We start from the raw sequence: 12,868 nt of genomic DNA, 5'->3' as shown, positions 1-12,868 counted from the left end.
TTACTATATTTTTAAAGTATGGCTTTGATACAAATCCAGTCTTTTACATATCGCAGAGCAAGCCCGACACTGGCGCCGCTTTCACCATCAACTCCTCTGCCCCAGCACCCACCATGCAAGCCCTACGCAAAATCCAAACCGGTCCAGGCCTGAGCCTGCAAGACTGCCCCTCGCCTGCAGCGCCGCCGCCCGGCGAGGTATTGCTGCGCGTGCGCTCGGCCGGTGTATGTGGCACCGATCTGCACATTGATGAATGGACCAGCAGCTACCACTTTCTGGCCCCCGCATTGCCCGTGACCGTGGGCCACGAATTCAGCGGCGAGGTGCACACGCTGGGCGCTGGTGTGACCAGTGTGCAAGCCGGGCAACTGGTGGCCGTGCGCCCGTCCGTGACCTGCGGCGAATGTGCGGCTTGCAGTGCGGGCAACTTTGACGGCTGCGTCAAGCGCCGTGGCATTGGTGTGATGCGCGACGGCGGTTTTGCACCCTGGACCTTGGTGCCCGCACGTAATTGCGTGCCCGTTCCAGCCGGTGTGGACGCGGAAATCGCCGCCCTGACCGAGCCACTGACGGTCAGCCATGAAGCCGTGCGCACCGCCGACGTGAAGCCGGGCGACCGCGTGCTGGTGCTGGGCCCGGGCAACATCGGCCAGGGCATTGCCTTGTTTGCCCGCGCCGCCGGTGCGCGCCAGGTGGTGGTGGCAGGCCACGGCGACCCGGCGCGGCTGGACGTGCTGCGCAAGATGGGCTTCAGCGATTTGATCGACTTCGCCTCCGAGGGCATGGCCAAGGGCTTGGCGCCCTACCTGGAAGAAGGCCTGTTCGACGTGGTGATCGAAGCCACTGGCGCCGCGGCCGTGATCGCCCCCGCGTTGGCCGCATTAAAGGTGCATGGTGTCCTGGTGATCACCGGCATCCACGCCGCCCCCGTGCCCATTGACCTCACCGCGCTGGTGCGCAAACACCAGCAGATCCGCGCCTCGTACCGCGCACCGGAAGCGGCCTGGCCTTTGGTGGTGAACTACATGCGCGACCACCAGGAAACCCTGCGCCACATGATCACGCACCGCCTGCCGCTGGAAAACGCCTATGCCGGCTTTGCCTTGTCGCGCAACAAAACGGCGACCAAGGTGATGATTCAGCCGGGTCTGGCAAGCTCCGCAGCGACATCATGAGCGGCGCATTTCTGGTGCTGTGGAACAGCATCAGCAGCCTGGCACTACAACCCGAATATGAAGGCTGGCACACGTTTGAACATGTGCCGGAACGCGTCGGCCTGCCGGGCTTCATCGCAGCGCGCCGCTACCGCAGTGCCGAGCCCTCGGGCCAACATCCGCCGCAATACTTCACCTGTTATTGGCTGGAAGACATAGCCGCACTCAACACAGCGCGCTACCGCGAGGTGTTTGCCAAGCCCACGGCATGGTCGGCGCGCATGCGCAGCGAGTTGCGTGACTTCTTTCGCCTGCCCTGTGTGTTGCGCGGCAGCGTGGGGGTGTCTAGCGCCAGCCATTTGGCCACGCTGCACTTGCGCGCTGCAGGTGCCGGCCTGGATGGCCTTGCCCCCGCCATCGACGCGGCGCTGGCCGCGCTGTACGCCCAAGGCGGCGTGGTGAGCGCGCAGTGGGGCAGCTTGCAGGAGGCGGCAGATTTTCAGATCCCGATCACACAAGAGGCCACACTCGGCACCGCCTCACAACCCGGCCAGGATGTGGTGCTGATGCTGCATGGCCTGGACCAGGCCATGCTGGTGGCCGCCAGCAACCGGCTGCTGAGCACCGTGCAGGCGTTGGCAGTACCGGTCTCGGCCCCCGCATTTTTTAGCTTGTTGAGCGAGGTGCGCCAAACCGATCTGGCGCATCCGCTAACGGAGCGGCAGCCGCCGTGGCCAGACCTTTTCGCCAGATTCAACTGATCGCCAAAAATACACTTAGCAGGAGACACCGTATGACCCCCTATCAATTTAAAACCACCCGCCGCAGCTTCACGGCCTTGGCCGCCGGCTTGCTGGCCGTGGCCGCTGGCTCAACACACGCCCAGGGCAACGACTGGCCGACCAAGCCCCTGCGCATCATAGTCGGCTACCCCGCCGGCTCCTCACCCGACATGCAGGCACGCCTGCTGCTCGACCCGCTGGCAAAGGCGCTGGGCCAGCCCGTCATCGTGGAAAACAAACCCGGCGCCAGCGGCAACATCGGTGCCGATGCCTTGGCCAAGGCGGAAGACGGCCACACCATAGGCGTGATTGGCAACGGCCCGCTCACCAGTTCCAAGTTCCTCTACGCCAAACTGCCCTACGACACCACCAGAGACTTTGCGCCTATCGCCCTGATAGGCAGCGCCCCGCTGGTGTGGGTGGCCACCAACAGCAGCGCGGCGCAAACGCCCGCCGAGTACATCAAAGCCACACAAGCCGCCGGCAGCAAGTTGGCCTACGGCTCGATAGGCTCGGGTTCGGGCGGCCACCTGGCGATGGAGTTGATCAAGGACACGCTGAAGATAGATCCATTACACGTGCCTTTCACCGGCGGACCGGCCATCCTGAACGCCATGCTCGGCGGCCAGGTGCAGATGACGCTGTTGCCCAACTCAACCGTTGCGCCAATGGTGCAGGCGGGCAAGCTGCGCGCCATCGGTGTGAGTTCGGCCGCGCGCAGCCCGCTGGCGCCCGAGTTGCCGTCCATGCAGGAGCTGGGTGCGCCCGGCATCAACATCGAGGTGTGGAATGCGGTGATGGCCCCCGCCAAGATGCCGGCCGCACACCAAGCCAAATTGAACGCCGCCCTGAGCAAAATCCTGAGCACGGCGGACATCAAGCAAAAGCTGTTTGCGCAAGGCTGGAAGGTGGAAGACACCAGCCAGGCCGCACTGGCCCAACGTATTCAGGCCGACACCAAGCTGTATGGCGACCTGATCCACAAAAAAGACATCAAGCTGGAGTGATGTCGCCGGTCGGTGGAAACATCAAAGTTGATAGCTGCTTGCGATAGAGCGATGGGCGCCAGCGGCACTTTATCCATAAGCCTTAGACTGACACCTCAAGGCGCCAGCATGGCCTCCAGCAACCATGTGGCGGCCGGCCCCAGCGGACGTTGGCGCGACCACACGGCGTCTACCGGCACACGCCGCGGCCAGCCCCGTGCATCGAGCGCACGCAACTCGTTGCGCGCAAAGTGCGGCACCATCCAGCGCGGCACGGCGGCCCAGCCTATGCCCATGGCGGCCATCTCCAGCAGCATCAGGTAACTCGGCGCAGACCAGACCCGCCGGCCCACGGCGGGGCGGGCGGCATCCGCCGACTGATGGATCTGGGCCAGGCGCAGTTCGCGGTGCTGTGCCAGGGTTTGCGGGCTGATGTCCTTCATGCTCGCCAAAGGGTGGCTGCTGGCGGCGTAAAGCGCAATCTCTGATTGTTCGGCAATGGTCGAGGCGCCGATGTCCGGCGGATACACCGGCTGCGCCGCCACCACGCCGATTTGTGCACGGCCGCTTTGCACCAAGGCCACCAGGTCGCCGTGTTCGGCGATCAGGCATTCAAACTCCAGATCGGGGAAACGTTTTTCAAACGCCAGCAAGGTGTCTTCAAAACGCTCAGACTGGTAGGTGTCGGACCACACCACGCTGAGCCTGGCTTCCTGCCCGCCCGCGAGCAGGCGCGCGGCGCGGTCGAGTTGGTCACTCGCGGCCAGTATGCCTTGCACCAAACCCAAGGCCACCCGGCCATCGGGCGTCAACGTCGGTTTGCGGCTGCTGCGGTCAAACAGGGTCAGGCCCAGGTCCACCTCCAGATTCGCCACGGCGGCACTCACGGTTGATTGGCTTTTGCCCAAGCGACGCGCAGCAGCGGAAAAAGAACCTTGGGTGGCGGCCTCGACGAAGGCTTGCAGGGCTTCCGGGGAATAACGCATGGGCAGACAACCTTGATCTATCGGAAAAACAGATATTAATCAGTTTTTAGATATTCATAAAACCGATAAAAATACAGCCATGTCTGCAAGCAATCTGAACTCTTCTGCCGTGAATCCTGCAACCGCCAACGCACTGAAAAAGTCGCTGGCCGAGCGTTTTTTTCAAGCTCTGTTGTTTGAGCTGATTGCCGTGGTGCTGTGCGCCGTGGTGGGCGCCTGGTTGCTGGGTTATTCGTTGGTGCACATGGGTGCTCTGACCATCATGATCTCGCTATGCGCCATGTTCTGGAACATGGTATTCAACGCCCTCTTTGACCGCGCGCAAACACGTTTTGGCTTCAAGCGTGGCGTGACGGCGCGCGTCATACACGCCGTGATGTTTGAGCTCGGTCTGATTGCCGCCGTAGTGCCCTTGGCGGCCTGGTGGCTCGCTATAGGCTTGTGGGAGGCGTTCGTGCTGGACATAGGCATTGCGCTGTTCTTCCTGCCCTACACCTTCGCCTACAACTGGGCCTACGACACACTGCGCGCCCGCTTCATGCGCCGCCGGGCGGGGCAACCTGCCCCGTCCGCCATGGCAGATGCAGCCGCTACTTCAACTGCACGGCCCCAGACACGTTGACTTGCACCAGCGTCTTGCCGGCCTCTACCGGCACAGGCGCGCTGGCAGCGTAAGACGCCTTGGCCTCCATTGCCATCGCACGTACACGCGGCTGAAAGCCCTGGTCATTGGCATTCACCGATACCTCACGCAAGGTGTAGCCAGAAAAGCCAAAGCCGCGTGCAATCTCGCCGGCTTTGGCTTTGAAGCTGTCGATGGCTTGGGTTTGCGCTTCGGTCTCCACCTGGGCACGTTTCTCACGGCTGAGCCCAAAGTCGACATTGCTCAAAGTCATGGTCTGCACCCGGCCGGCCGCAGCCGTGATGCGGGTGAAGTCGCGCCCCTCCAGCACCAGCCCCACACTGCCCTGCCAGCCGGTCAATTTGCCATCTTTGTTATAGCGGGGAGAAAGGTTGAAGTTGCCGGTACGCACGTCCATCTGGCCCGGTTGCGCCGTCGATTTGACTTCACTCAGTGCGGCATCTAGCGCCTGTTTGAGTTGCGTCTGCACACTGTTGGCATCGGCACCATCGCGTGTTGTAGCGAGTGAAATGCTCAGCAAGTCCTGCTGCACTTCAACCGTGCCATTGGCCGACAACTGCACCACGTTTTGTGGTGTTGGCTGGGCGACGGAATTCTGCGCAACGGCAGCACCGGAGGCCGCAAGCGCAATACAAGCCGTCAGCAACTTCAGCGTATGGGGGCGGTTGGTTCTCAAAAAATACCCTTTCGTTTAAACCTGCAATCAGGCAGCCCCACGGTACACCATAGAAACCAAACAAACGACAGGATCACCCGTACCGCATCAGGGTTCTGATCAAGGTACAGGGCAATAGCTGCGGACCCCCATGCGGCGGCGTCAAAGTACCCCGACCTGATCAAGTGGAGCGCCAGGAATGCCGCTTGGGGTATTGGACTCCGCTCAAATACAAGACGGCGACATGGTGCGTACCGCGAAGCGAGCCAAACCACAATATTGGTTGCAAATTGAGGACAGGAATTTCTTCATGTTTTTTCAATAAAAACACAAATAAAATCAATTGCTTAGCCATCCCTCAGAGGGTGAAATTGCACGTTGTGCAAGATATGTAACATACTGTCAGAACGAGACGTTTTCCGACAAAACCAGCTGCCAAGGCGTTGCAGAATCGGGCTTGTTACAAATTACGTGAAGCTGACTTATGAACCAAACGGCCACCCGACCAGACAAAATTTTGGTCGTAGATGACGACTCCCGCATCCGCGATCTGCTGCGCCGCTACCTGATGCAGGAAGGTTTTGAAGTGATGTTGGCGGAGGATGGCAAGGCACTGAGTCGCATCATGCTGCGCGACACGCCCGATCTCATCGTGCTTGACCTGATGATGCCGGGCGAAGATGGTTTAAGCATTTGCCGCCGCTTGCGTGCCGCAAATGACCGCACGCCCATCATCATGCTCACCGCCAAGGGCGAAGACATAGACCGCATCGTGGGCCTCGAAGTAGGCGCTGACGACTATCTTGGCAAACCCTTTAATCCGCGCGAACTGCTGGCCCGCATTCACGCTGTTTTGCGCCGCCGCCCCGTCAAGGAAGCGCCAGGTGCTCCGTCGATCGACAACGAAATCATTACTTTTGGTCCATTTGCTTTTGATCTCGGATCCCGTACGCTGAACCGCAATGGTGAAGAACTACCGTTGACCACGGGCGAGTTCGCCATGTTGAAAGCCTTGGTGCGCCATCCACGCCAACCGCTGTCGCGTGAAAAGCTCGCCCTGCTTGCGCGAGGTCGCGAATTCGAGCCGTTCGACCGCAGTTTGGATGTGCAGGTTTCGCGCTTGCGTAAACTTGTCGAAGTTGACGCTGCAGCCCCACGTTATATCCAGACCGTTTGGGGCGTTGGTTATGTGTTTGTGCCGGACGGCGCAAACTGAATCTTTTTCTCCACCCACTAAGTTTTGACGCCGTTGCCTAAAGCCTCCGATCTATTTGACGCGACCAGCCCGGCGCCTCTGCAAAAGCACCCGCCGAAGTCCCATCTGTCACGTCAAATCGTCGTCGTCAGTCTGTTTTGGCGCACGTTTTTTCTTTTGGCCTTGCTGCTGATGGGCAGCATGTTGGCGTGGCTGCTCACACTACGGGCCCTGGAGTTCACACCCCGCGCCATCCAAACTGCACAGCAGATCGCGTCACTGGTCAATTTGAGCCGTGCGGCGTTGATGCATTCGGACAGCATCGCCCGCATCTCGCTGATCAAAACCATGGCCGAGCAAGACGGTGTTCGCATCCTGCCGCGTGAACCGTCAGACCAGTATTTGCCGCTGGACGACGATGCGCTAAGCCAGCGTGTCGCCGCTGAGCTATTGCAACAATTGGGGCCCGACACCGTCGTGGCGCGTAGCGTCAACGAAAAGCCTGGGCTATGGATAGGCTTCATCATCAACGGCGATGCCAACTGGTTGCACCTTGACCGGGAACGCTTCAACCCTGGGGGCGGCAAAACCTGGCTCATCTGGTTGCTCACCACGGGCGCGCTCTCTCTGGCAGGAGCAGCACTCATTGCCCGACTCATCAATCGCCCGCTCAAGCGGCTTTCATTTGCGACCAGCCGTGTCCGTGAAGGTGATTTTGACGCTAGCCACCTCGACGAGCGTGGCGTCACAGGAGAAATCCGCGAGGTAAATATCGGCTTTAACCGCATGGCACAGAAGCTGGCCAAAATTGAACAAGACCGGGTGGTGATGCTGGCGGGCATTTCGCATGACTTGCGCACCCCGTTGGCGCGTTTACGCCTGGAAACCGAGATGAGTGTGGCCGACGACGACGCCCGTGAACATATGGTCGCCGACATCGCCCAGCTTGATGCCATCATCGACAAGTTCTTGGACTATGCGCGCCCGGAACACGTTCAGTTGAAGCCCGTCTCACTGAACAACGTCGTGGACGCCTGCCTCTACTCCATCCGCGACGACGACGACATGCGTATCCAGGTCAGCATGAGCGACAACATCATGGTGATGGCCGAAGAGGTTGAACTCACACGCGTGATTGCCAATTTGCTGGAAAACGCCCGCCGCTACGGCAAAACTCCGGATACCGGCGTCACCCAGGTCGACATTGCCACCAAGCTGCTCGACGACTGGGTGCTGATCAAGGTGCGTGACCACGGTGTAGGCGTGGACCCACTGCAGTTGGCCAATCTTTCAAAACCTTTTTTCCGTGGCGACACCGCTCGCACGGCAGCGACCGGCGCGGGCTTGGGTTTGTCTATCGTGGAGAAAACCATTCAGCGCATGGGAGGCGAATTTGAACTGGCCAACACCAGTTCGGGTGGTCTCGCTGCCCACATGAAACTGCAGCGCGCGCACGCCAGCAATGGTCGCCCGGCTAGAGCCGCTGCCCGGCGCAGTTCATCGGCAACATCAGCTTAAAAACAAGCGCGGATTCAATCGGCAAAGAGAAGCACCGCGGCACGCGCTTCCATGCTCTGCCCTTGGCCGACCGGGCCGAGTTTCTCGGCCGTTTTGGCTTTGACATTGACCTGATCAACCGCAAGCCCCAAAGCTTGCGCAATGCCGGCCCGCATGGCCGGAATATGCGGCATCAACTTTGGCGCCTGCGCGATCACCGTGCTGTCGATGTTGCCAATGCGGTAACCTTTGGCTTGCACACGTCGGGCGGCCTCCACCAGCAACTTCATGGAATCTGCGCCATAAAACTGCGCGTCGGTGTCGGAGAAATGGGTGCCTATGTCCCCCAGGGCGGCAGCACCGAACAAGGCATCGGTGATGGCATGCAGCAACACGTCGGCATCCGAATGGCCCAACAAGCCTGTCACATGGGGAATTTCCACACCACCAACGATGAGCTTGCGTCCGGGCACCAAAGCGTGGACGTCCCAGCCTTCACCAATTCTGATATTCATCATTTAGTCCTTAGTTCTTTGATCGGCCACGGCTTTCCAATACGGCTTCGGCCAAAGCGAAGTCTTCTGGATAGGTGACCTTGAAGTTTTGAGCACTGCCCGCCACCAATTTGGGCGCAAAACCTTGCGCCTCCAGCGCACTGGCTTCATCGGTGATGCCGGCCATGCCAGTGCTTGCTGCCGCCTGCAGTGCGTGCGACAACATGCCGATGCGAAACATCTGCGGCGTCTGCGCCAGCCACTTGTCAGCACGAGGCAAAGTGCTGTCGACGCGCCCTGCGCGCTCGCCCTGGCCTTCACTCTTGAGGGTGTCGGGCAAGGGCAAAGCCAGCAGCCCACCCACGGGGTCGCCCAAACAAGCATCTATCAATTTGTCTATCTGTGCGGGCGTGACCAAGCAACGCGCGGCATCGTGTACCAGCACCCAATCGTCACCGCAGGCGCCCAATTCAAACAAGTCGTGCAAGCCGTTGGCGACCGTCTGCGCGCGACTGGCGCCGCCAGTGTGCGACACGACACATGGTGCCGAGGCGTCCTCAAAAAAAGAATCATCGGACGCCACCACCACCAGGATGTCCGCCACGCGCGGCACGCCGGCAAAGGCTGCGAGGGTATGGAGCACCAGCGGCTGCCCGGCAATGGGTTGATATTGTTTAGGAACAATACTTGGCGCAGCAGGATCCAACGCGCGGCTGCCCACGCCAGCACAGGGAATCAAGACAAACAAACGTGGAGTTTTGGCGGGAGTAGAACTAGACATTGGGCGCCATTCTAAAATCCCAACACGACCAGCCCCCTAGCGTACCCTTCACGGACCTCAAAGGCACGTGTGCAACGGGCAGAACCCCAGCGTTGAACGCCACAGACACAGCCCAAACGCCCGCCTTCTGCCCCCGAAACAGCCCATGGACTTACCCAAACTCGTACCCGGCAAACGCTACACCCTGCCCAGCCCGCCAGGCTCGGCCGACGCCTTGCTCCTGGCCCAATTGGCCACGCGTGACAAGGCACAGCGCCGCCTCACCGCCATCTTCTGTGCCAACGCCACCGATGCCCAGCGTTTGCTCGACGAGTTGGTGTTGTTTGCCCCCGAACTGCATTGCGCCCTGTTCCCCGATTGGGAAACCCTGCCGTACGACACCTTCTCGCCGCACCAGGACCTGATCAGCGAACGCCTGGCCACACTCTGGCGCTTGTCTATCCATGGGGGCCAGCGCGACAAGGACACCGGCGTCGACGTGGTCATCATCCCCGCCACCACCGCGCTGTACCGGCTGGCGCCACCGAGCTTTTTGGCGGGTTACACCTTCCACTTCAAGGTCAAGCAAAAGCTGGATGAGGCCAAACTCAAGGCGCAACTCACGCTGGCGGGCTACAACCACGTGTCACAAGTGGTCAGCCCCGGGGAATATGCGGTGCGCGGCGGTTTGATCGACCTGTTCCCCATGGGCTCGCTGGTGCCTTACCGTGTCGATCTGTTCGACGATGAAATCGACAGCATCCGCACCTTCGATCCCGACACCCAGCGCAGCCTGTACCCGGTGCCCGAAGTGCGCTTGCTGCCGGGCCGCGAATTCCCCATGGACGACGACGCCCGTGCCAAGTTTCGCAACCGCTGGCGCGAATTGCTGGATGGCGACCCGACCAAGAGCCGCGTCTACAAAGACATGGGCAACGGCGTGGCCACCGCCGGTATCGAGTACTACCTGCCGCTGTTTTTCGACCAAGCCGCCACCGTGTTCGATTACCTGGGCGAACAAGCCACGCTGGTGATGCACGGCGAGCTGGAACCGGCCTTCCAACGCTTCTTGCAAGACACCAAAGACCGCTACCGTTTGATCCAGGGCGACCCGGACCGGCCGGCCTTGCCGCCCGAAGCGCTGTTCCTCGGCACGGAACAGTTTTACGGCCACGCCAACCATTATCCCCAACTGGCCCTGCGCCCCGCGCCCGCGCCTGCCGCAGGCGACACACGCCAGCCCAGCGACTTTGCCGAGTTCGACGTGTTGCCCGTGCTCTCGGTGGTGCGCGGCGCCGAAGACCCGCTGACACGCCTCAAAGCGCATTTAAGCCAAACGCCGCACCGCGTCTTGCTGCTCGCCGAAAGCGCGGGCCGGCAGGAAAGCCTGCTCGACTTTCTGCGCGCCAGCCAGGTCAACCCGCCGGCGTTCGACTCGCTGGCCGAGTTCCAGCACAGCACCGAGAAGATTGGCATCACCAAGGCCGCGCTGACCGTCGGTTTTGGCTGGACGGAAGCCGGCATCGACTTCGTTTCTGAGACCGAACTCTTCGCTGCCGGCCCGACCACGCGCCGCCGCAAGAAGCAGGAACAGGTCAGCGACGTTGAAGCGCTGATCAAGGACCTGAGCGAGCTGAATGTGGGTGACCCGGTGGTGCACTCGGCACACGGCATTGGCCGCTACAAGGGTTTGATCCACCTGAACCTTACGCAAGAGAAGAACCCTGACGGCAGCCCCGCGCTGCAAGAATTCCTGCACCTGGAATATGCCGACAAGGCCACGCTCTACGTGCCCGTGAGCCAGTTGCAGCAAATCAGCCGCTACACCGGCGTCAGCGCCGACGAAGCGCCGCTGCACCGCCTGGGCAGCAGTCAGTGGGAAAAAGCCAAACGCCGCGCCGCCGAGCAGGTGCGTGACTCGGCCGCCGAACTGCTGAACATCTACGCCCGCCGCGCCGCGCGCGAAGGCTTCCCGTTCCGCTATTCGCCGGGCGACTACGAAACCTTTGCCAACGATTTTGGCTTTGACGAGACCGCCGATCAGCGTGCCGCCATCCATGCGGTCATCCAGGACATGATCAGCCCGCGCCCGATGGACCGTCTGGTCTGCGGCGACGTGGGTTTTGGCAAGACCGAAGTGGCCTTGCGTGCCGCCTTCATTGCCGTCACAGGTGGCAAACAGGTGGCGTTTTTGGCACCAACCACGCTGCTGGCCGAGCAACACTACCAAACGCTGACCGACCGCTTCAGCAAGTGGCCGGTGAAGATCGCCGAGATGAGCCGCTTCCGCTCGGCCAAGGAAATCACCGCCGCCATGAAAGGTGTGGCCGATGGCAGCGTCGACATTGTGGTCGGCACACACAAGCTGTTGAGCCAGAAGACCGAATTCAAAGACCTGGGCCTGTTGATCATCGACGAGGAACACCGCTTTGGTGTGCGCCACAAAGAGGCCATGAAGGCCATGCGCGCCGAGGTCGATGTCCTGACGCTGACCGCCACGCCGATTCCGCGCACCTTGGGCATGGCGCTCGAAGGCCTGCGCGACTTGAGCGTGATTGCCACCGCACCACAACGCCGCCTGGCCATCAAGACCTTTGTACGCAGCGAAAACAACGGCGTGATCCGCGAAGCGGTGATGCGCGAGTTGAAGCGCGGCGGCCAGGTTTATTTCCTGCACAACGAAGTCGAGACGATTGAAAACCGCCGGCAAAAGCTCGAAGAACTGCTGCCTGAGGCACGCATCGCCGTAGCCCACGGCCAAATGCCCGAACGCCAATTGGAGAGTGTGATGCGCGACTTTGTGGCGCAGCGCACCAATCTGCTGCTGTGCTCGACCATCATCGAGACCGGCATCGATGTGCCCACGGCCAACACCATTGTGATGAGCCGTGCCGACAAATTTGGCCTGGCGCAACTGCACCAGTTGCGTGGCCGCGTAGGCCGCAGCCACCACCAGGCCTACGCCTACCTGATGGTGCCCGACCTGGAGGGCCTGACCAAACACGCCAGCCAGCGGCTAGACGCCATCCAGCAGATGGAAGAGCTTGGCTCCGGTTTTTACCTGGCCATGCACGACCTGGAGATTCGCGGCGCCGGCGAGGTTCTGGGCGAGAACCAAAGCGGCAACATGCTCGAAGTCGGCTTCCAGCTCTACAACGAAATGCTCAGCGAAGCCGTGCGCAGCCTGAAGGCTGGCATAGAGCCTGACCTGCTGAGCCCACTGAACGTCACGACCGAGATCAACCTGCACGCCCCGGCACTGCTGCCCGACGACTATTGCGGCGACGTGCACCTGCGCCTGAGCTTCTACAAAAAGCTCGCCACGGCCAACAACAGCGACCAACTCGACAGCCTGCTTGAAGAAATTGTCGACCGCTTCGGCAAGCTGCCGCCGCAAGCGCAAACCCTCATCGACGTGCACCGCCTGCGGGTGCTGGCCAAGCCCTATGGCGTGGTGAAGGTGGATGCTGCGCCGGGTTTGATCAACATCACCTTCCGCCCGAATCCGCCGTTTGAACCCATGCGCATCATCGAGATGATCCAGAAGAACAAACACATCAAGCTCGCGGGCAACGACAAGCTGCGCATCGAGCGCGCGTTAGCCGAGCCCAAAGACCGGGCGCAGATGGTGCGCGATGTGTTGCGCGGGCTGGGGCCGGTCAAAGTTGAAAAGCCACCAAGCGCCGACAAAGCCAGCAAAACGCTCTCAAGCTGAA

General features: G+C 61.0%; 11 protein-coding genes. 7 read left to right on the top strand and 4 right to left on the bottom strand.

The genetic code is table 11. From position 1 onward, the window contains the following. The first annotated feature begins 113 nt into the window (after positions 1-113). From ACFQ95_RS01115 to ACFQ95_RS01105, 3 genes are read left to right on the top strand one after another with little or no spacing between them, the layout of a single operon-like run. A complete protein-coding gene (locus ACFQ95_RS01115; RefSeq protein ID WP_422828941.1) occupies positions 114-1,175 on the top strand; it encodes a zinc-dependent alcohol dehydrogenase in 1,062 nt (353 codons plus the stop codon). After that, positions 1,172-1,915 carry a hypothetical protein gene (locus tag ACFQ95_RS01110; protein ID WP_422828940.1) on the top strand — a complete coding sequence of 248 codons (744 nt, stop codon included), beginning with the start codon at positions 1,172-1,174 and terminating at the stop codon, positions 1,913-1,915. The genes ACFQ95_RS01115 and ACFQ95_RS01110 overlap by 4 nt, the downstream gene beginning before the upstream one ends. A 32-nt stretch (positions 1,916-1,947) precedes the next feature. Next, complete coding sequence (locus tag ACFQ95_RS01105) at positions 1,948-2,943, top strand: Bug family tripartite tricarboxylate transporter substrate binding protein (RefSeq protein ID WP_422828939.1); 996 nt, start codon at positions 1,948-1,950, stop codon at positions 2,941-2,943. Positions 2,944-3,038: 95 nt separating this feature from the next. Here the strand turns inward: ACFQ95_RS01105 and ACFQ95_RS01100 are convergent, their stop codons facing one another. Continuing rightward, entirely contained in the window at positions 3,039-3,908 is an 870-nt protein-coding gene (locus tag ACFQ95_RS01100; RefSeq protein WP_422828938.1) for a LysR family transcriptional regulator, read from the bottom strand. A 79-nt stretch (positions 3,909-3,987) separates the two neighbouring features. Between ACFQ95_RS01100 and ACFQ95_RS01095 the strand changes: the two genes are divergently transcribed. Further along, on the top strand, positions 3,988-4,530 hold the full coding sequence (locus ACFQ95_RS01095; protein WP_422828937.1) for a multidrug/biocide efflux PACE transporter: 543 nt from the start codon (positions 3,988-3,990) through the stop codon (positions 4,528-4,530). On the opposite strand, the gene ACFQ95_RS01090 is transcribed toward ACFQ95_RS01095, so the two are convergent. Then, positions 4,499-5,227 carry an SIMPL domain-containing protein gene (locus tag ACFQ95_RS01090; RefSeq protein WP_422828936.1) on the bottom strand — a complete coding sequence of 243 codons (729 nt, stop codon included), beginning with the start codon at positions 5,225-5,227 and terminating at the stop codon, positions 4,499-4,501. The two genes, ACFQ95_RS01095 and ACFQ95_RS01090, sit on opposite strands and share 32 nt — an antisense overlap. A gap of 463 nt (positions 5,228-5,690) precedes the next feature. Between ACFQ95_RS01090 and ompR the strand changes: the two genes are divergently transcribed. After that, on the top strand, positions 5,691-6,422 hold the full coding sequence (gene ompR / locus ACFQ95_RS01085; protein WP_422828935.1) for a two-component system response regulator OmpR: 732 nt from the start codon (positions 5,691-5,693) through the stop codon (positions 6,420-6,422). A 171-nt stretch (positions 6,423-6,593) separates the two neighbouring features. Further along, positions 6,594-7,919 (top strand): ATP-binding protein, encoded by a 1,326-nt coding sequence (locus tag ACFQ95_RS01080; RefSeq protein WP_422829224.1) that lies wholly within the window; start codon positions 6,594-6,596, stop codon positions 7,917-7,919. Positions 7,920-7,933: 14 nt separating this feature from the next. Here the strand turns inward: ACFQ95_RS01080 and ispF are convergent, their stop codons facing one another. Then, positions 7,934-8,413 (bottom strand): 2-C-methyl-D-erythritol 2,4-cyclodiphosphate synthase, encoded by a 480-nt coding sequence (ispF, locus tag ACFQ95_RS01075; protein ID WP_422828934.1) that lies wholly within the window; start codon positions 8,411-8,413, stop codon positions 7,934-7,936. 10 nt (positions 8,414-8,423) lie between these two features. After that, on the bottom strand, positions 8,424-9,173 hold the full coding sequence (gene ispD / locus ACFQ95_RS01070) for a 2-C-methyl-D-erythritol 4-phosphate cytidylyltransferase (RefSeq protein ID WP_422828933.1): 750 nt from the start codon (positions 9,171-9,173) through the stop codon (positions 8,424-8,426). A 145-nt stretch (positions 9,174-9,318) separates the two neighbouring features. Between ispD and mfd the strand changes: the two genes are divergently transcribed. Next, on the top strand, positions 9,319-12,867 hold the full coding sequence (gene mfd / locus ACFQ95_RS01065; RefSeq protein WP_422828932.1) for a transcription-repair coupling factor: 3,549 nt from the start codon (positions 9,319-9,321) through the stop codon (positions 12,865-12,867). Position 12,868 lies beyond the last annotated feature (1 nt).

The sequence above is a fragment of the Variovorax sp. HJSM1_2 genome (assembly GCF_049316285.1).
GTDB lineage: Bacteria > Pseudomonadota > Gammaproteobacteria > Burkholderiales > Burkholderiaceae_C > Rhodoferax_B.
This window is presented reverse-complemented; position numbering and strand designations above follow the sequence as displayed.

What these genes read in the sequence shown, in the direction of transcription:
- ACFQ95_RS01115 (WP_422828941.1), top strand. Translation starts at nt 114, where the DNA reads ATGCAAGCCCTACGCAAAATCCAAACCGGTCCAGGCCTGAGCCTGCAA.
- ACFQ95_RS01110 (WP_422828940.1), top strand. Translation starts at nt 1,172, where the DNA reads ATGAGCGGCGCATTTCTGGTGCTGTGGAACAGCATCAGCAGCCTGGCA.
- ACFQ95_RS01105 (WP_422828939.1), top strand. Translation starts at nt 1,948, where the DNA reads ATGACCCCCTATCAATTTAAAACCACCCGCCGCAGCTTCACGGCCTTG.
- ACFQ95_RS01100 (WP_422828938.1), bottom strand. Translation starts at nt 3,908, where the DNA reads ATGCGTTATTCCCCGGAAGCCCTGCAAGCCTTCGTCGAGGCCGCCACC.
- ACFQ95_RS01095 (WP_422828937.1), top strand. Translation starts at nt 3,988, where the DNA reads ATGTCTGCAAGCAATCTGAACTCTTCTGCCGTGAATCCTGCAACCGCC.
- ompR (WP_422828935.1), top strand. Translation starts at nt 5,691, where the DNA reads ATGAACCAAACGGCCACCCGACCAGACAAAATTTTGGTCGTAGATGAC.
- ACFQ95_RS01080 (WP_422829224.1), top strand. Translation starts at nt 6,594, where the DNA reads ATGGGCAGCATGTTGGCGTGGCTGCTCACACTACGGGCCCTGGAGTTC.
- ispF (WP_422828934.1), bottom strand. Translation starts at nt 8,413, where the DNA reads ATGAATATCAGAATTGGTGAAGGCTGGGACGTCCACGCTTTGGTGCCC.
- ispD (WP_422828933.1), bottom strand. Translation starts at nt 9,173, where the DNA reads ATGTCTAGTTCTACTCCCGCCAAAACTCCACGTTTGTTTGTCTTGATT.
- mfd (WP_422828932.1), top strand. Translation starts at nt 9,319, where the DNA reads ATGGACTTACCCAAACTCGTACCCGGCAAACGCTACACCCTGCCCAGC.